The sequence below is a fragment of the Pseudomonas kribbensis genome, assembly GCF_003352185.1.
In the GTDB taxonomy this organism is placed as follows: domain Bacteria; phylum Pseudomonadota; class Gammaproteobacteria; order Pseudomonadales; family Pseudomonadaceae; genus Aquipseudomonas; species Aquipseudomonas kribbensis.
This window is the reverse complement of record NZ_CP029608.1, coordinates 2,258,777-2,275,222: the sequence shown is the minus strand read 5'-3', so window position 1 is coordinate 2,275,222 and position 16,446 is coordinate 2,258,777. Positions and strand designations below refer to the sequence as shown.

Below are 16,446 nucleotides of genomic sequence, written 5' to 3'. Positions count from 1 at the left end.
CCCGTTAAAACGTTACCCCGGCCACCAGCACGATGTTGCAGTACGGCTGACATTCGCCTGTACGAACAATCGCTCGCGCCTGTCGGCTGAGAGCCTTGAATTGCTCATGACTGAGCAGATCGCGCCGCCCCAGTGCACCTTCTTCATTCAATGCATCCAGCGAAGCCAGCGCAGTGGGTTGCTTGTCGAAGATTTCCTGGGCGAGCACATGACTTTCCACCTGCATTTCGCTGAGCACGACCTTCAAGGTGCTGACGAAATCCGGAACACCGTGGGTCAGCGCGAGGTCGATCAACTCGACACCCGGTGGCACAGGCAAGCCGGCATCACCGATCACGACGATGTCGCCATGACCAAGAGAGGCAATCAGCCGAGACAGCGCGATATTGAGCAATGGAGTCTTTTTCATGCGGGTTTGAACGCCTGTACGTCGGATGATGTGGGAATGGAAGGCTGGGCACCCGCACGAGTAACAGAGAGCGCCGCGGCTATCTGACCAAAACGAATGGCCTCGACTTCGGTTTTGCCGGCGGCCAGCGCTGCCGCGAAACCGCCGACGAAGGTGTCCCCGGCAGCCGTGGTATCGACCGCCTTCACTTTGGGCGCAAGAAAATGCTGGTAACCCGAGCCGTTGGCGAACAACGCACCCTGAGCCCCCAGCGTGACGATCACGTTGCCGGCGCCCATGGAAATCAGTTGTGCAGCTGCTTTTTCAGCGCTTTCCAGCGAGTCCACCGGCAAACCGCTGAGGGCTGCGGCTTCGCTTTCATTGGGAATCAGGTAGTCGATGGAAGCAAACCAGTCCGCCGGCAATGGACGGCTGGCCGGGGCCGGATTCAGGATGACCGTCTTGCCCAGTTCACGACCGCGTTTGAGCGCATGACCGACGGTGGCATCGGGAATTTCCAGCTGACAAATGATCACATCCGCCACCTGCAATACCGCGTCGAACTGGTCGATCACCGCAGGCGTCATCGAACCGTTGGCTCCGGCAACGATGACGATAGCGTTCTGACTGTTGTCATCGACCACAATCAGCGCTACGCCACTGGAGTCCTCGACCACGCTGACCGCCTGGCAATCGATCTGCTCGACCAGCAATGCCTCGCGCAATTGCACGCCGTAGTCGTCATTGCCGACACAGCCGACCATCGACACCTGAGCGCCCAGCCGGGCGGCGGCCACCGCCTGGTTGGCACCCTTGCCACCTGACACAGTCGCGAACGAATGTCCGATCAGTGTCTCGCCACCCCGGGGCAAACGAGGCGCCCGGGTGACCAGGTCCATGTTCAGACTGCCTATTACCACTACATTTGCAGGCATACACCACTACTCATCAATTCGGTTTCAGCGATATTCGGTAAACACGCCAGCCAGCGGCGCAGTCGACTCTCGCAAGACAATACTCGGGGTCACGATCCGCTGATCCGTAGCCAGATCCGGGGTAGCAATTCTTCGCAGCAACACTTCCGCCGCCATCTCGCCCAACTGCAGGATCGACTGCCCCACAGTGGTCAGCGCCGGGTACACGTAACGGCTCATCTGGATATCGTCGAAGCCGATCACCGACAACTGCGCAGGTACGCGAACATTACGCTCGGCGGCGGCGCGCAGCACACCGATGCCGATCATGTCGTTGCCGGCAAAGATTGCACTGGGAGGATTGCCCTCAAGCAAAACCGCAGCCGCGTTGTAACCACCAGTGCTGGTGAAGTCGCTTTCCAGCATCCGCGATGGCGGCACTTCAATACCTGCCTCCTTCAAGGCGCGACAAAATCCGGCCTGACGCATTTGCGCAACACTGGTGCTCGCCGGACCGCCAATCGTGGCGATATCGCGATGGCCGAGTTCGATCAGGTGCCTCGTTGCCAGATAGGCGCCATATTCATGGTCGATGCGCACGAGATCGGCGTCCACACCTTCCAGTCCCCGGTCAACGATCACCATCGGCGTCTTGACCCCGGCCAGACCTTGCACCAGACCACTGTCACCGCCAGCGGAGGCGACGATCAAGCCATCGATGCGTTTCTCCAGCAGCACCCGAAGGTAGCTGCGCTGCTTTTCCGGATTGTCGTCGGAGTTGCAGAGGATTACGCAGTAGCCATTACGCTCACAGTAATCCTCGATCCCCCGGGCCAGTTCGGCAAAGTACGGGTTAAGACTGTTGGGCACCAGCAAGCCGATGGTGGCAGTGGTCTTGGCCTTCAGCGATCGGGCTACGGCACTCGGCACGTAGTCGAGGCTCTTGATCGCCGCCTCGACTTTCAGCCGCACTTCCTGGCTCACCGGCCGGGTGTTGTTCACAACATGGGAGACGGTCGTGTAGGAAATTCCCGCAAGCGCCGCCACATCCTTGATTGTCGCCATGTCTCAGCCCCGCCGGCTTGCGCGTTGGCTGCGATACGTATCGAGCACTACCGCGATGACGATCACTGCGCCGGTGATGATGCGCTTGGTCGGCTCGGTTGCGCCGATCTGCGCCAGACCGGCCGCCAGGACGGAAATGATCAAGACCCCGAAGAACGTACTGATGACCGAACCACGGCCGCCCATCAGACTGGTGCCGCCGATGACCACCGCAGCGATCACTTGCAGCTCAAGGCCTGAACCGGCGTTCGGGTCGGCCGCTTCCAGGCGGGAAATCTGGAACAGCGCCGCGATACCGGCCAGCAGCCCCATCAGGCTGAACACCAGAATCTTGTAGGGCTTGGGATTGATGCCCGCCAGCCGTACAGCTTCCTCGTTGGTACCGATGCCGATCAGGTAGCGACCGAACACGGTCCGGGTCAACACCGCTTGAGCAATGAAAATCACCAGCAAGGCGATGATGAACGACGGCGAAATACCAAAGGCAATCGGGTTCGACAGCCACGCAAATGAATCACCGATGTAAGCGGTACGCGAACCGGTCATCTGATAGGCCAGGCCCCTGGCCATTTCCAGCACACCAAGCGAAACGATGAACGACGGAATTCGCCACGCAACCGTGATCGAGCCGGTCACCGTGCCGGCCAGTGCCGCCACTGCCATGCCAAGCAGCGCAGCCGGAAGGACACTCCAGCCCCAGCCCAGGATCGCCACGCTGACGGTCGATGCCGCAAGCGCCAGCACCGAGCCCACCGACAGGTCGATCCCGCCGATGATCAGCACGAAGGTCATGCCCACCGCCAACACCATCAGGTCGGGGATCTGGTTGGCGAGGGTGCTGAAAGTGTTGTACGACAGGAAGTGGCTGCTCATGACCGAGAACAGCGCAACCATCGCCAGCAAGGCACCGGCCAGGCCCAGATAAGTACCCAGACCGTAGAAGTTGCCACTACGTTTACCGGCAGAAGATGCAGTTTTCATGGGAGATCCCTAGGCGCTGCTTCGTTGAGCAACGCATCACGTTTTTGGTAGCCGGCGAACGCGGCGGCAAGCAAGTCATCCTGGGTCCAGCTGTCGCGTTCGAACGTGTCGATCAGACGCCCCGCCGACAAAACCCCGATGCGGTCGCAGATCAGCATCAGCTCGCGCAGGTCGCTGGAAACCACCACCAACGCCTTGCCCTGCCGGGTCAGCTCACCCAGCAGGTTATAAATGTCGAACTTGGCACCGACATCGATACCGCGAGTTGGCTCATCGAACAGCAACACCGAACAGTCGCGCTCCAGCCAGCGGCCGATCACGACTTTTTGCTGGTTGCCGCCGGACAGTTCGGACACCAGTTGAGTCGGGCTGGAACTGCGGATGCGCATGGCATCGATCTGCCGTTTGGCCAGGGAGATTTCATCGCCATTGTTGACGAAACCACCGCTGGAAATCTCCGGCATATTGCCCAGGGCAATGTTTGCGCTGATCGACTGGCTCAGCAGCAGGCCCTCACCCTTTCGGTCTTCAGTGATCAGGGCGATGCCATTGCGCACTGCGTCGACAGGCGAGCGGATACTCACCACTTGCGCCGGCGAACCGAGGGCAACGCTGCCGCTGTCGGCAAGATCTGCACCGAAGATCAGGCGCAGCAGTTCCGTGCGCCCTGCCCCGATCAATCCGGAAATGCCAAAAATCTCACCGGCACGCACTTCGAAGGACACGTCCCGCACCTTGTCGGAACGAGTGAGACCTTTCACCGTCAACGCAGGCGCACCGATATTGCGCGGCCCCATGTCCATGTGTTCGCCCAGCTCGCGACCGACCATCAGGGTGACCAGTTGCTCGCTGTTGTAATTGGCCATCGGCTCGACGCAAACAAGATTGCCGTCACGCAGCACGGCAATGCGCTGTGCGACTCGGGCCAGCTCTTCGAGACGGTGGGAGATATAAATGATCGCAACGCCGCGCGCCTGCAGCCGGGTGATCTGCTCGAAGAGCATTTCGACTTCGCGAGCGGTGAGCATCGCGGTCGGCTCGTCGAGAATCAGCACATGGCAATCGCCGATCAGGTTACGCGCGATCTCGACCATTTGCTGGTGACCGATACCCAGCTCGCCAACCAGCGTGTCGGGATCGATGGCATCCAGGCCGACCTGGGCCATGGCTTCGATGGCAGCCTTGCGCAGCTGTTTGCGACTGATCCAGCCACCGTTGCTTGGCAGGTTGTCGAGAAACAGGTTTTCCGCCACCGAAAGGGTCGGCAACAGATTGAGTTCTTGCATGACCATGCGCACGCCAAGCTCTTCGGCCTGGGTACGGCTGCCAGGGCGGTATTCCTTGCCCTGGAACTGCATCTGCCCGGTGGTCGGGGTCACCAGACCACCGATGATTTTCGACAGGGTACTTTTACCGGCACCGTTCTCGCCGGTCAGTGCCAGCACTTCACCGCGCATCAGCGTCAAGTCGATGCCGGTGAGCACCGGCTGCGCATAGGTCTTACCGATACCGCTGACCGAGAGGACAGCGTTCGGGGCGGAAACTGACATAAAAAACTCTCCATGCGCTCGCCCGGACGGACGAGCGCCGTTGTGTCGCCGAAAGACTACTTCTTGGTGACCAGTTCGACCGGGGTTTCGATGACGCCGTTGGCGCCACTGTCGACTTTCTCGCCCTTGATGATTTTCAGCGCGGTCTCGATACCGAACACGGCCTGTTTGGCAGCGAACTGGTCAGCCGTTGCGAGTACGCGACCATCCTGCAGCATCGGTTTGATGGCGTTGATGTTGTCGTAACCGACCACTTGTACCTGCCCGGCCTTGCCGGCCGCACGTACAGCGGAAACAGCGCCGACCGCCATGCTGTCGTTACCGGCCAGCAACGCCTTGACGTCCGGGTACTCGCTGAGAATCGACGCGGCAACCTTGTTGCCCTTGTCGATTTCCCAGTCGCCGGACTGCAGGGAAACGACCTTGATCTGCGCAGCCTCCATCGCATCCTTGAAGCCAGCGGTACGCTGCTGGGCGTTGGTCGTTGTGGAAACACCCTCGATGATGCCGACTTCGTCACCGGCCTTCAGTTGCTTGGCCAGGTACTCGCCCACCAGACGTGCACCTTTGCGGTTGTCCGGGCCTACGAACGGTAGGGAGATATTCTTGCTTTTAATGACGGCGGGATCGAGCTGGTTGTCGATGTTGATCACGGTGATGCCGGCGTCGACGGCTTTCTTGATCACCGGCACCATGGCCTTGGAGTCAGAAGGTGCGATGACCAGTGCATTGACCTTCGCCAGGATCATCTGCTCGACGATGCGGGTCTGGCCTGCCGTGTCGGTTTCGTCCTTGATGCCGTTGGAAATCAGGTCGAAATCGGCGGAGTGCTCTTTCTGGTAAGCCTTGGCGCCGTCTTCCATGGTGAGGAAGAATTCGTTGGCCAAAGATTTCATGACCAGTGCGACCTTGGGTTTTTCGGGGGACTCGGCGAAAGCCGAAGAGACAGGCAGTGCAGCGGATGCGGCAGCCAGCATGGCGACAGCGAGAAGGCGTCCAGCGAATGGCAGCTTCATGGGTTCACTCCGATCTTATGATTATTGTGAGCAACGCTTGCGCTGGCGTAAGCTTCGTCGGCATTTTCCAGACAACAGAGTCTCGGGAAAGCCGCGCAAACGTTTGCGTAGACCGAACTATGCGAATCCCGCCCACGTTTGTCAACAATCAGAAATCGGTATTGATTGTAGGGCGAATCCGCAGATTCGCCCCTTGAGTGCTCAAGCCGTGGTGTTGACCACGTTACCGGCGGAAGAACCTTTCGACATTTCCTTGACCAGCGCGGCCGAGACTTCCAGCAGCGCGCCGCTGGTTTCGGCGATCTCGCCCTGAACGGCCATGACCGCCTGCGATTTCGCTTCCGGAGTCGGATAGCTCGCAGCTTGTGCCGCAGCCAGTCGTTGCTGCTGCTCTTGCAATTGCTTCTGCAATTCCTGCATCCGCTTCAGCAGCATCTTGACGGTGACACTCAGGTTGTCGCCACCCCCTTCGGTCTTGCTGTCTTCTTGCGCGGGACCGCCGGTCCTGACCTGATTGCCCTCTGGTTTTTCTACGCCCAGCGCCTCGGTAGAAGCGTCCGCTTGCGCATCACTCATCGCATTGATCGTAGCGGCGGTTTTGCCGCCGATGGTGACAGCACCGGGGTTGGAAAAACCGATCGTCAGTGACATGTGAACTCCCTCAATTCCAGTTTCCTTCAACACCCATCGGCCTGCGGGAAGCTTTCTTTAGCAGAGAATGCAAATCCGGCAACCTCACTTGTCCTGCAAAAGATGTAGTCCTTTTCGGAGAGCCGAACACGAAAGCCTCCAATGTTCGGAATACCGGATCAGCGATTCGGCCCGGGACTCACCAATTCATAAAATGTTGATATAAATCATCAGGTTAAACATTTCTCTAACGCAAAGTACGGCTGGTACAGATCCTGCTCCCTCCCTGCACCCCTGGCATTCAGATCGGCCCGGGGCGCATCTAGATGAACCTGCACCAGCACCGTCTCACTACTAGAGAGAAAAATAATGAAATCTGCTTTCAAGACATTGGTTCCGGGCGCTTTGGCCCTAATGCTGCTCCTGCCCTCCGCTCTTCAGGCAAAAGAAGTCGAAACCCAGACCAAACTGGCCAACGTAGTGGTGCTCGCTACGGGCGGCACCATTGCCGGCGCCGGCGCCAGTGCGGCCAACAGCGCTACCTATCAGGCCGCCAAGGTCGGCATCGAGCAATTGATCGCCGGCATTCCCGAGCTGAGCAAACTGGCGAACGTGCGTGGCGAACAAGTCATGCAGATCGCATCGGAAAGCATCACCAATGAAAACCTGCTGCAACTGGGTCGCCGCGTATCGGAGCTGGCCGACAGCAAAGACGTCGATGGCATCGTCATCACCCACGGCACCGACACCCTGGAAGAAACCGCTTACTTCCTGAACCTGGTGGAGAAAACCGACAAGCCGATCATCGTTGTCGGCTCGATGCGCCCAGGCACCGCCATGTCGGCGGACGGCATGCTCAACCTGTACAACGCCGTCGCCGTCGCCAGCAGCAAAGAGGCCCACGGCAAAGGCGTACTGGTGACCATGAACGATGAAATCCAGTCCGGCCGCGATGTCAGCAAAATGATCAACATCAAGACCGAAGCGTTCAAGAGCCCATGGGGCCCGCTGGGCATGGTGGTCGAAGGCAAATCCTATTGGTTCCGTTTGCCAGCCAAGCGCCACACCATGGATTCGGAATTTGATATCAAGAACATCAAGAGCCTGCCTGACGTAGAAATCGCCTATTCCTACGGGAATGTCGGCGACACCGCCTACAAAGCCCTGGCCCAGTCCGGCGCCAAAGCCATCATCCACGCCGGCACCGGCAATGGCTCGGTGTCTTCCCGCGTCGTCCCGGCCCTCCAGGCTCTGCGCAAGGATGGCGTTCAGATCATTCGCTCTTCCCACGTCAATGCCGGCGGCTTCGTTCTGCGCAACGCCGAACAGCCTGACGACAAGTACGACTGGGTCGTGGCTCACGACCTGAACCCACAGAAAGCCCGCATCCTGACAATGGTCGCCCTGACCAAAACCAACGACAGCAAAGAGCTGCAACGGATGTTCTGGGAGTACTGATTCACCCTCGCCCGGCCGGATCTCGGCCGGGCACTTGCCTCACCACTCGCCGCCCTGGTGGGTGGTGCAATTACCTACATCGCCCCTGCTTCTTTCCTGCACAAAAAATTCGGATGAGCCACATCAAAACCGGAAAACCGCTGTCAGAGGATTTTCTTGATTTTTAAGCAGTTGCGAAAATGCCTACAGTTAAATACTGTATGCACGTACAGCTTAATAAGGATAACCTCGTGGCCTCTTCCTCTGATGCTCCCGATGCCTACGAACGCATGGGCATGCGCGTTCAAAAGATCATCAACTCCCCCACCGCACAAAAAGCCAAAGCCGCTCTGATCTTCCGTCTTCCGGATGAACCGATCGATGAGTGGGAGCGCCTGCTGGAAGAGATCGACGAGAACGACAACGTCACCCTCGCCTATCGAGACGATGGTGGCGTGCAGATTTTCTGGGTTGTACCGAAGGAAGATTGACTCAATGATTGTCCGTTTTTTTGCTTTGCTTTTACTGTTCATTTCCCTGGGCGCCCAGGCTGGCGCACCCCGCACATTCACCGAGGCCAAAAAGGTCGCCTGGAAGCTGTACGCACCACAATCCACCGAGTTTTATTGCGGGTGCAAGTACACGGGAAACAAGGTCGACCTGGCTGCTTGCGGTTATGTACCGCGTAAAAATGCCAAGCGCGCCGCCCGCATTGAATGGGAGCACATTGTCCCGGCCTGGGAGTTCGGCCATCAGCGCCAGTGCTGGCAGGAAGGCGGACGCAAGAATTGCACGCGTTATGACCCGAGCTACCAGAAAGCCGAAGCCGACCTGCACAACCTGGTACCGAGCATCGGCGAGGTCAACGGTGATCGCAGTAACTTCAGCTATGGCTGGCTACCGGTCGAAAAGGGTCAATATGGCTCCTGCCTGACCCAGGTCGACTTCAAGGCGAAGAAGGTCATGCCCCGCCCTTCGATTCGCGGCATGATCGCTCGCACCTATTTCTACATGAGCAAGCAATACGGCTTGCGCTTGTCGAAGCAGGATCGCCAACTGTATGAAGCGTGGGACAAGACGTACCCGGTGCAAGACTGGGAGCGTCAGCGCAATCAGAGCGTGGCGTGCGTGATGGGGCGCGGCAATGAGTTTGTCGGGCCGGTGAACATGAAAGCCTGCGGCTGATCGATCAAGCAAAAGAAAAGGCCTCGCGCTTCAAGCTCGAGGCCTTTTTTGTGGTCAGCCGCCGGGCTTGTTGTATCGCCAGTAGCCCATCAGATTGAGCGCATCTCGCGGGATACCGCGCTCCTTGATCAGGTATCGGCGCAAATTCATGACCGCCGCAGACTCACCGGCAATCCAGCCATAGAAACCGTCAGTGGCGGTTTCGGCGATTTCCCAGAGGATCTCCTGATCGATATCGACGTCGGCCAGTTCTACCGCCTGATTGACCGTCGATGCGTCGACAGGTAGCGCAGCCTTTCGCACTGCCTCTACCATCAGCGTCCCGGCAGCCGCCGCTTCCGCTTGTTCTCGAATCAACCACTGTACCGACAGGCCGGGCCAGTCCGGGACTGCGAGCATGTCCTGCACACTGTCGACCTCAAAGAACGCCTGGGTCCGGGGTGGCTCTACCAGTGCGGCCAGTTCATCGAGTATCCCCATTGCAGCGGGCAAAGCCGTTGAGTCGGCGACCAACAAAAGTTGTTGAAGGGTTTGCGGTGGCTTCCATTCAAAACCACCCGCCTCCTCGGCCGAAAACCGGCTATCGGGCGCCAGAATCTGCATCGACTCGCCCGGCCGCGCTCGAAGAGCCCAGCGAGAAGCCGGCCCGGTTTCGCCATGCAGTACAAAGTCGATGTCGACTTCGCCCCGATCGGCACGCAAGTGGCGAATGGTGTAGGTGCGCATCGCCGGACGTCGATCCGCCAGCATCGAGCGGAAACGAGCGTACCAACCCTCCCCCTGAGAGAGCCGGGCTGGCGAACCGTCCGCGGCCGGGAAAAACAGTTTGACGCGCTGATCAGGCGCCCAGGTTGCCATCTCGGCAACAGTCTCGCTGGCGAGCGTGATCCGCATGAGGTGCGGACTCAGCTGATGCTTGTGACGTAAAACAACGTCGAACAATTTGTAGGGACTGGCGGAGGCCATGCGGAGCTCCTTCTGAGTATCTTCGGTGACTCCTGTAAAAACGAATCACACCGGACACCCTTTAGTCAGCTCCGCTGAAAGGAATCTTTACTGTGCTGCGGTACGTTCGATCACCAGCGTCTCGATGTTCTGTTTTTTCGCCTTGATCAGCGCCGCATTCACATCAGCCTGTTTCGCTTCGGCTTCGGCCCTGGAATTGAATGGCCCCAGCAGGATCCGGGTCTTTCCGCTGGCATCCTTGATGACATTGGCGATAAACGCATGCTCGATCAACCAGCCGCTCAGATCACTGACGGCTTGAGGCGTTTCGCCCCGCACTTCCAGATCCCATTGCGGACCGGACACGGCTGCCGGCGTTGCCACCGCTACCGGTTTTGACTTTTGAGCATCCACACTCTTGCCTTCACCACATCCCGCCAATGCCAGTGCTGCGACCAACCAGACCAATTTGCGCACAACGCTTCCCTCTGAATTCTCGAAAGGGGAGATCTTAACATTCGCGAATACTTTCAGAGCTCGGCAAAATGGGCACAAAACTACGAGATTGATGATTGCCGCACCTGTATAGTTACGCGCTGGGAATTAATGCCACATCTGCGCGTCAGAAAGAGGCACCCAAACCGTGAGACTTCGCACTAATCTATACGTACCACCGACCTCTGCACTGTCTGAATCAGGTGCCCTACAAAGCAATCAAGGAGAAGACCATGCTGATACTCACCCGCAAAGTCGGTGAAAGCATAAACATTGGTGATGACATTACGATCACCATCCTCGGCGTAAGCGGCCAACAGGTTCGCATCGGCATCAACGCTCCAAAGAACGTTGCCGTACACCGTGAAGAGATTTACCAGCGCATCCAGGCTGGCCTGACCGCACCGGACAAGCCACAAACCCCCTGAGCCCTTTCGCAGTCAGTAGCCAGTCTGTTCACCCTCGCGTCATGACTGGCTAAAGATCCGAGCGCCGTATTGCCATCCCCCCACCTCATTGGTGACGGCGCAGGCTATTTTTCCTCCTGCTGCAACTCCCTCCCCCTTCCTCGCCACCGATACTAACCATCATTTCAATGGCTGGCTGTCGGACGTTTCCGAATCAAAGCCGGGAATTGCGCCCGCTTAGCCGAACGTCACCCCACGCGCCATCCCGGTGGCCGCTATCACCATCAGAACCAGCAACAACGCCTCAGCATGACTGATTCGTGCAAACATCTTTGCTCGCCCTGTCTCGAGGGGATTTCCCCGCGCCAGACCTATACGCCACTTGATCAATGTAATCATCGGCGCAAGCTCCAGCAGCAGAATCAGCACAAACAGCGTCATCTTCAAATGAAACAGCGGCTGATGCAGATAGTAATCGGCGCCCTTTTCGTAACCGCCAAAAGCTCGCATGCCACCCGTGAGCAGCAGCACCAGAGCGGATACGCCCCATAGATTGTCAGCGAGCAAAACCCGTCGAACCTCGCCCGCCCCGGCCGCCAGGCGGCTGAACGCCGTTCCGCGCGTCAGCACGGCCCAGAAACCCAGGGCAAATGCCAGCAAGTGAACCGCAGCCAGAAACCAATGAACCAGCATTGATGAACTCCCGTCAGACTGAGATGAAAATCGGCCAGACAGTAGTAGTCGAAAAAGTATGGACTTGCCCGATGCCCACCTGAAAGGCAGCGCTGGCCGAGAAGGTCGACAGGACGAATGCGTGAGGAGAGGTAAATCGCAGGCAAAAAAAATCCCAAGCAGCTGATGGAAGCTTGGGATTTAAAAATGCATAAACCGTGGTGGTGAACGCGGGGCGGATATTACTGATTTTCTCAGTGTGTAACAACGTATTTTTGATAACCGGCCAGTTAAAAAAAACCGTAACCCCTTAAATATCCACACTTTTTAAATGGACGCCAAGGCTTTCGGCGACGAACGGCGGCACGCGTTTAACTCAAGAACTTCACGAAAACGAGCTCTGGATCGCCCGGATCCAGATTCTCCACCCTTCCGCTGTGTTGATAACCAAGTCCCTCCAAAAGCCGTCGCATCGGCAAGTTGGACACATTGGTCGAGGTAAAGATCTTTTCTGCTGAGGAGTGGCGCTCCATATAGCTCACGATTTGCCGGCCTGCGCCGGAACGCCTGATTTCACTGGAGACGACCACGAGAGGAATAAACCATTCCCCAAAAAAACTTCGATCCAGGCAACCGTAGCCGATAGGACCACCAGGATCGTTCTTCTCGTAGACAACCCAACACTCCCCCGCCCGGACAGCCCTCGCAATGTATTTTCGGCGACTGTCATCTCTTCCGGCGACAGGATCAATCTGCAACAGGCTTTCGATATCACCCAGGATGGCTCGTCTGACTTGGCGACTCACGCACTCCCTCCCTCACAGCTGACATTCGCCGGAGTGTAGCCGTCATGAGTCGAGTTGACGCCTCAAGGCCGGGCCTTAGAAATCGCAGACAACAAAAAAGGGCCCACCTTTCGGTGAGCCCTTCCAGACCGCCCAGCAGAGCGGATTTTGTTTGGTAGGCGCGATTGGACTCGAACCAACGACCCCCACCATGTCAAGGTGGTGCTCTAACCAACTGAGCTACGTGCCTGCTGTGAGGCGGCATTCTACGGAATTCCGGAGGGGTGTCAACACCTTTTTTTCACCTAACCCTATGAATATGCAAAATATTTAATTTCGACCCATCGCAAGAAGATTTCCCGGTGGCTGGCGGAGGTTTTTCAACTCGGGTAGGATCGTCGCACTCGTAAAATATATTAAACAGAGGCTGCAGGATGGCGAACACCCCTTACCCAGAGTCTTATTACGCTGCGTCGGCCAACGCCGTACCACCACGCCCTGCCCTGCAGGATGACGTGGAGACGGATGTCTGTGTGATCGGCGCTGGTTATACGGGACTTTCCTCAGCTTTGTTCCTGCTGGAAAACGGTTTTCGCGTGACCGTGCTGGAAGCCGCCAAAGTCGGCTTCGGCGCTTCGGGACGCAATGGCGGGCAAATCGTCAACAGCTACAGCCGTGACATCGACGTAATCGAACGCAGCGTCGGCCCCAAGCAGGCTCAGCTGCTCGGGCAGATGGCGTTCGAGGGCGGCCGGATCATTCGCGAGCGAGTCGCCAAATATGATATCCAGTGCGACTTGAAGGACGGCGGCGTATTCGCGGCCCTGTCAGCCAAGCAGATGGGCCACCTGGAATCGCAGAAGCGTCTGTGGGAACGCTTCGGCCACACTCAACTTGAACTGCTCGATCAGCGCCGCATCCGCGAAGTGGTCGCCTGCGATCAATATGTCGGCGGCATGCTCGACATGAGCGGCGGTCACATCCACCCGCTGAATCTGGCACTTGGCGAAGCCGCTGCCGTGGAATCTCTGGGCGGCACCATCTATGAACAGTCGCCGGCCGTGCGCATCGAGCGCGGCGCCAACCCGGTCGTGCATACACCAAAGGGCAAGGTCAGGGCCAAATTCATTATCGTTGCCGGCAACGCCTACTTGGGCAATCTGGTGCCGGAACTCGCAGCCAAATCGATGCCGTGCGGCACTCAGGTCATCACCACCGAACCGCTCGACGATGAACTGGCGAAATCCCTGCTGCCACAGGACTACTGCGTCGAGGATTGTAACTACTTGCTCGACTACTACCGCCTCACTGGCGACAAACGCCTGATCTTCGGCGGCGGCGTGGTGTACGGCGCGCGAGATCCGGCGAACATTGAAGCGATCATCCGCCCAAAAATGCTCAAGGCTTTCCCGCAGCTCAAGGACGTGAAAATCGACTACGCCTGGACCGGCAATTTCCTGCTGACCCTGTCGCGCCTGCCTCAGGTCGGGCGCCTGGGCGACAACATCTATTATTCCCAGGGCTGCAGCGGCCACGGCGTGACCTACACGCACCTCGCCGGCAAGGTACTGGCCGAGGCGCTGCGAGGCCAGGCCGAGCGCTTCGATGCGTTTGCCGACCTGCCGCACTACCCGTTCCCCGGCGGGCAATTGCTGCGCACACCGTTTGCCGCGCTGGGCGCGTGGTATTACGGACTGCGCGACAAGCTCGGTTTCTGACACAAAAAAGGGCCGCTGAAAAGCGGCCCTTTTTACATTCAGCTTCAATCACAGCCGATCTCGTGCAATCCCGCTACGAATCCGCAGGATATCCGCGAGCACTGCCAAAGCGATTTCCGAAGGCGTCTTGCTGCCAAGGTTAAGACCGATCGGCGCATGAATCCGCGCCAGTTCGCCCTCCCCCAGACCGCCAATCCGCCGCAATCGCTCGAAGCGCTTCTGTGATGTCTGCAGCGAACCCATCACGCCGATGTAGAAGGCCTCGGTGCGCACCGCTTCCATCATCGCCAGATCGTCGATGCGCGGATCGTGGGTCAACGCCACCACCGCCGTATCACGGTGACAGCCACCCTCGGCGATGAACACCGACGGCAGTTGCCGGCGAATCTCCACGCCATTGAGCACCACGCCTTCCAGCACTTCATCACGCGGATCGCAGAGAATCACTTCGAAGCCGAGACCGACCGCAAACTCCGCACAGGCCTGCGCCACACTGGAATATCCGGCCAGCAGCAAACGCTGGGCGGCACCGATGCGGATCCGCACGCGATCGATTTCACGCTCGATCCGCGCACCCTGCTCACGATCCGCAAACAGGCTGCGCGCCCCCGTGGCCAGATCCACCTCGCGAATCAACCGGCGCTGCCCGAGCAACGCCGATTCGAGTTCACGCAGGTGCGCCTGCACATCGCAGTCGGCGTCAAATTTCTCTACCAGCACATCAAGAATGCCGCCACAGGGCAGGCTGACCCGCGAACGCGGATCGTCACCTTCGCCATAACGCACGACATTGATTGCATCGAGAAACGCACCTTCAGCGACGCGCTCGAGAAAATCTTCCTCGACGCAACCACCGGACAGCGACCCGATCCACTGCCCGTCATCGCTCACCGCCAACAGCGATCCCGGCGCACGAGGCGCCGAGCCGTAGGTCGTCAGCACGGTGCAAAGCCAGATGCGCTGCCCCGCCGTCGACCATTCCAGCGCCCGACGCACTACCTGCAGATCGAGATGCTGCATGATCAGTGCGCCTTGTGCTCGATGGACGGGGCGTCAGCCTGCAGCTTCTGCACATCGCCCACCGCCAGTTCAGCAGATTGACCGCCCCAACCCTGACGCAGATAGTTCAGCAGATCGGTCAGTTGTTCGGCACTGAGCTTGTCGGCAAAACCCGGCATCGGCTGCATGTGTTCGAATCCGGCGAATTTCTGTTCGCCGATGCCGTCCTCGATCACTCGAACCAGGTTGCGCGGATCTTCCAGGCGCAGCGTGGTATTGCCGCGCATGGCCACCGCAATGTGCGGTTTGCCTTCGCCACCGGCCGCGTGACAGCCGGCGCAGACGTTCAAGTATTCCTGACGGCCGCGCTGGGCACTGGCACTGAGTTTCTCCACTGGAACATCGGCCAGTTCTTTCGCCGCCGGCGGCTTGTCGCCGAGCAGGAAGGTTGCCATCGCCGCCAGATCCGGATCATTCAGGCCCTGGGTGCTGTTGTGGAACACCGGGAACATCTCGTTGAACATCGTGCCCTGGGCACTCATGCCGTGCTTGAGGAACGTGCTCAGGTCCTGCTGATTCCAGCCGCGCGCTGCCAGATCCGTTGCCAGCAGGCTCGGTGCCAGATAGCCGTTGAGGATGCCGCCGGTCAGGCGCTTGTCCAGTTGCATCGCGCCCGGCAAGCCGCGTGGCGTGTGGCATTCGCCGCAGTGACCCAGCACTTCGACCATGTACTGGCCGCGCTTCCAGGCGTCGCTTTTGCCTTCGGCCGGCTCCAGCTTCAAGGCCTTGCCGTACATCATGTTCCATCCGATCAAGCCCGGACGCACGTTGAACGGGAAGCTCAGGCTCGTCACCGGCGCTGCACGCTCGATTGGCTCGATGGTTTTCAGATACGCATGAATCGCATCCGAATCCGCACGCGGCATCAAGTGATACGAAGTGTATGGCATAGCCGGGTACAGGTTGGCGCCGTCACGACGCTTGCCTTCGGTGAGCGCAGCGAAGAAGTCGTCATCGCTGTACAGGCCGATGCCGTGCTCTTTGCTCGGGGTGATGTTGGTGCCGTAGATTGTGCCGAACGGCGACACGATCGGCAGGCCACCGGCAAACGGTGCACCGCCCGGCGCTGTGTGGCAAGCCATGCAGTCGGCGGCGCGGGCAAGGTATTCGCCGCGCTTGACCTGATCATCCGCATGAGCCGACAGAACAGGCACGGCAAACCCGACCGCCAGGGTCAGGCGGGTCAATAAACGCTTCAT

18 protein-coding genes and 1 tRNA gene are annotated in these 16,446 nt (G+C 58.8%); 5 read left to right on the top strand and 14 right to left on the bottom strand.

Annotated elements, in window-relative coordinates:
* Nucleotides 1–4: 4 nt before the first annotated feature.
* From rbsD to DLD99_RS10455, 7 genes are all read right to left on the bottom strand, one after another.
* Nucleotides 5–409, bottom strand: coding sequence for a D-ribose pyranase (gene rbsD / locus DLD99_RS10485; protein ID WP_114882127.1), 405 nt, complete (start codon nucleotides 407–409; stop codon nucleotides 5–7).
* Nucleotides 406–1,323: a ribokinase gene (gene rbsK, locus DLD99_RS10480; protein ID WP_114882126.1), complete on the bottom strand. Its 918-nt coding sequence runs from the start codon at nucleotides 1,321–1,323 to the stop codon at nucleotides 406–408. Before rbsK ends, rbsD begins: the two co-directional genes overlap by 4 nt.
* Nucleotides 1,324–1,347: 24 nt before the next feature.
* Entirely contained in the window at nucleotides 1,348–2,367 is a 1,020-nt protein-coding gene (locus DLD99_RS10475) for a LacI family DNA-binding transcriptional regulator (RefSeq protein ID WP_114882125.1), read from the bottom strand.
* Nucleotides 2,368–2,370: 3 nt separating this feature from the next.
* A complete protein-coding gene (locus DLD99_RS10470) occupies nucleotides 2,371–3,348 on the bottom strand; it encodes an ABC transporter permease (RefSeq protein WP_025111208.1) in 978 nt (325 codons plus the stop codon).
* Nucleotides 3,345–4,898 (bottom strand): sugar ABC transporter ATP-binding protein, encoded by a 1,554-nt coding sequence (locus DLD99_RS10465; protein ID WP_085732496.1) that lies wholly within the window; start codon nucleotides 4,896–4,898, stop codon nucleotides 3,345–3,347. Before DLD99_RS10465 ends, DLD99_RS10470 begins: the two co-directional genes overlap by 4 nt.
* Nucleotides 4,899–4,954: 56 nt before the next feature.
* A complete protein-coding gene (locus DLD99_RS10460) occupies nucleotides 4,955–5,914 on the bottom strand; it encodes a sugar ABC transporter substrate-binding protein (protein ID WP_114882124.1) in 960 nt (319 codons plus the stop codon).
* A gap of 201 nt (nucleotides 5,915–6,115) precedes the next feature.
* Nucleotides 6,116–6,565 carry a hypothetical protein gene (locus tag DLD99_RS10455; RefSeq protein ID WP_114882123.1) on the bottom strand — a complete coding sequence of 150 codons (450 nt, stop codon included), beginning with the start codon at nucleotides 6,563–6,565 and terminating at the stop codon, nucleotides 6,116–6,118.
* A 348-nt stretch (nucleotides 6,566–6,913) separates the two neighbouring features.
* Here DLD99_RS10455 and DLD99_RS10450 point away from each other — a divergent pair, with 348 nt between their 5' ends.
* The 3 genes from DLD99_RS10450 (at nucleotide 6,914) to DLD99_RS10440 (ending at nucleotide 9,166) form a co-directional block, all read left to right on the top strand.
* Nucleotides 6,914–8,002 carry an asparaginase gene (locus DLD99_RS10450; RefSeq protein ID WP_114882122.1) on the top strand — a complete coding sequence of 363 codons (1,089 nt, stop codon included), beginning with the start codon at nucleotides 6,914–6,916 and terminating at the stop codon, nucleotides 8,000–8,002.
* A gap of 179 nt (nucleotides 8,003–8,181) precedes the next feature.
* Nucleotides 8,182–8,472, top strand: a complete 291-nt coding sequence (locus tag DLD99_RS10445; protein ID WP_114882121.1) for a DUF1654 domain-containing protein — start codon at nucleotides 8,182–8,184, stop codon at nucleotides 8,470–8,472.
* A 4-nt stretch (nucleotides 8,473–8,476) separates the two neighbouring features.
* Complete coding sequence (locus tag DLD99_RS10440) at nucleotides 8,477–9,166, top strand: endonuclease (RefSeq protein WP_085712017.1); 690 nt, start codon at nucleotides 8,477–8,479, stop codon at nucleotides 9,164–9,166.
* A 54-nt stretch (nucleotides 9,167–9,220) separates the two neighbouring features.
* Here the strand turns inward: DLD99_RS10440 and DLD99_RS10435 are convergent, their stop codons facing one another.
* Together DLD99_RS10435 and DLD99_RS10430 are read right to left on the bottom strand one after the other, a co-directional pair.
* The gene (locus DLD99_RS10435; RefSeq protein WP_114882120.1) at nucleotides 9,221–10,132 is read right to left on the bottom strand and encodes a siderophore-interacting protein; all 912 of its coding nucleotides are present in this window, start codon (nucleotides 10,130–10,132) and stop codon (nucleotides 9,221–9,223) included.
* An 87-nt stretch (nucleotides 10,133–10,219) separates the two neighbouring features.
* A complete protein-coding gene (locus tag DLD99_RS10430; RefSeq protein WP_114882119.1) occupies nucleotides 10,220–10,588 on the bottom strand; it encodes an SPOR domain-containing protein in 369 nt (122 codons plus the stop codon).
* A gap of 251 nt (nucleotides 10,589–10,839) precedes the next feature.
* Between DLD99_RS10430 and csrA the strand changes: the two genes are divergently transcribed.
* On the top strand, nucleotides 10,840–11,034 hold the full coding sequence (csrA, locus tag DLD99_RS10425) for a carbon storage regulator CsrA (RefSeq protein WP_003179932.1): 195 nt from the start codon (nucleotides 10,840–10,842) through the stop codon (nucleotides 11,032–11,034).
* Between the two features lie 216 nt (nucleotides 11,035–11,250).
* Here csrA and DLD99_RS10420 read toward each other — a convergent pair whose 3' ends face one another.
* The 3 genes from DLD99_RS10420 to DLD99_RS10410 all read right to left on the bottom strand — a co-directional run bounded on the left by DLD99_RS10420 (nucleotide 11,251) and on the right by DLD99_RS10410 (nucleotide 12,720).
* A complete protein-coding gene (locus DLD99_RS10420) occupies nucleotides 11,251–11,706 on the bottom strand; it encodes a DUF2214 family protein (protein ID WP_114882118.1) in 456 nt (151 codons plus the stop codon).
* A 350-nt stretch (nucleotides 11,707–12,056) separates the two neighbouring features.
* Nucleotides 12,057–12,491, bottom strand: a complete 435-nt coding sequence (locus DLD99_RS10415) for a GNAT family N-acetyltransferase (protein WP_114882117.1) — start codon at nucleotides 12,489–12,491, stop codon at nucleotides 12,057–12,059.
* Between the two features lie 152 nt (nucleotides 12,492–12,643).
* Nucleotides 12,644–12,720, bottom strand: a tRNA-Val gene (locus tag DLD99_RS10410).
* Between the two features lie 184 nt (nucleotides 12,721–12,904).
* Between DLD99_RS10410 and DLD99_RS10405 the strand changes: the two genes are divergently transcribed.
* Nucleotides 12,905–14,188, top strand: coding sequence for an NAD(P)/FAD-dependent oxidoreductase (locus DLD99_RS10405; protein WP_114882116.1), 1,284 nt, complete (start codon nucleotides 12,905–12,907; stop codon nucleotides 14,186–14,188).
* 48 nt (nucleotides 14,189–14,236) lie between these two features.
* Here the strand turns inward: DLD99_RS10405 and DLD99_RS10400 are convergent, their stop codons facing one another.
* Both DLD99_RS10400 and DLD99_RS10395 read right to left on the bottom strand, forming a co-directional pair.
* On the bottom strand, nucleotides 14,237–15,208 hold the full coding sequence (locus DLD99_RS10400; protein WP_114882115.1) for an XdhC family protein: 972 nt from the start codon (nucleotides 15,206–15,208) through the stop codon (nucleotides 14,237–14,239).
* A 2-nt stretch (nucleotides 15,209–15,210) separates the two neighbouring features.
* Nucleotides 15,211–16,446 (bottom strand): c-type cytochrome, encoded by a 1,236-nt coding sequence (locus DLD99_RS10395; RefSeq protein WP_114882114.1) that lies wholly within the window; start codon nucleotides 16,444–16,446, stop codon nucleotides 15,211–15,213.

Bases quoted from the DNA above. Each gene is read 5' to 3' on its own strand.
- DLD99_RS10455 (WP_114882123.1), bottom strand. From the start codon at position 6,565: ATGTCACTGACGATCGGTTTTTCCAACCCCGGTGCTGTCACCATCGGC.
- rbsK (WP_114882126.1), bottom strand. From the start codon at position 1,323: ATGCCTGCAAATGTAGTGGTAATAGGCAGTCTGAACATGGACCTGGTC.
- DLD99_RS10475 (WP_114882125.1), bottom strand. From the start codon at position 2,367: ATGGCGACAATCAAGGATGTGGCGGCGCTTGCGGGAATTTCCTACACG.
- DLD99_RS10395 (WP_114882114.1), bottom strand. From the start codon at position 16,446: ATGAAGCGTTTATTGACCCGCCTGACCCTGGCGGTCGGGTTTGCCGTG.
- DLD99_RS10405 (WP_114882116.1), top strand. From the start codon at position 12,905: ATGGCGAACACCCCTTACCCAGAGTCTTATTACGCTGCGTCGGCCAAC.
- DLD99_RS10465 (WP_085732496.1), bottom strand. From the start codon at position 4,898: ATGTCAGTTTCCGCCCCGAACGCTGTCCTCTCGGTCAGCGGTATCGGT.
- DLD99_RS10450 (WP_114882122.1), top strand. From the start codon at position 6,914: ATGAAATCTGCTTTCAAGACATTGGTTCCGGGCGCTTTGGCCCTAATG.
- rbsD (WP_114882127.1), bottom strand. From the start codon at position 409: ATGAAAAAGACTCCATTGCTCAATATCGCGCTGTCTCGGCTGATTGCC.
- csrA (WP_003179932.1), top strand. From the start codon at position 10,840: ATGCTGATACTCACCCGCAAAGTCGGTGAAAGCATAAACATTGGTGAT.
- DLD99_RS10445 (WP_114882121.1), top strand. From the start codon at position 8,182: ATGCCTACAGTTAAATACTGTATGCACGTACAGCTTAATAAGGATAAC.
- DLD99_RS10435 (WP_114882120.1), bottom strand. From the start codon at position 10,132: ATGGCCTCCGCCAGTCCCTACAAATTGTTCGACGTTGTTTTACGTCAC.
- DLD99_RS10470 (WP_025111208.1), bottom strand. From the start codon at position 3,348: ATGAAAACTGCATCTTCTGCCGGTAAACGTAGTGGCAACTTCTACGGT.
- DLD99_RS10400 (WP_114882115.1), bottom strand. From the start codon at position 15,208: ATGCAGCATCTCGATCTGCAGGTAGTGCGTCGGGCGCTGGAATGGTCG.
- DLD99_RS10440 (WP_085712017.1), top strand. From the start codon at position 8,477: ATGATTGTCCGTTTTTTTGCTTTGCTTTTACTGTTCATTTCCCTGGGC.
- DLD99_RS10420 (WP_114882118.1), bottom strand. From the start codon at position 11,706: ATGCTGGTTCATTGGTTTCTGGCTGCGGTTCACTTGCTGGCATTTGCC.
- DLD99_RS10460 (WP_114882124.1), bottom strand. From the start codon at position 5,914: ATGAAGCTGCCATTCGCTGGACGCCTTCTCGCTGTCGCCATGCTGGCT.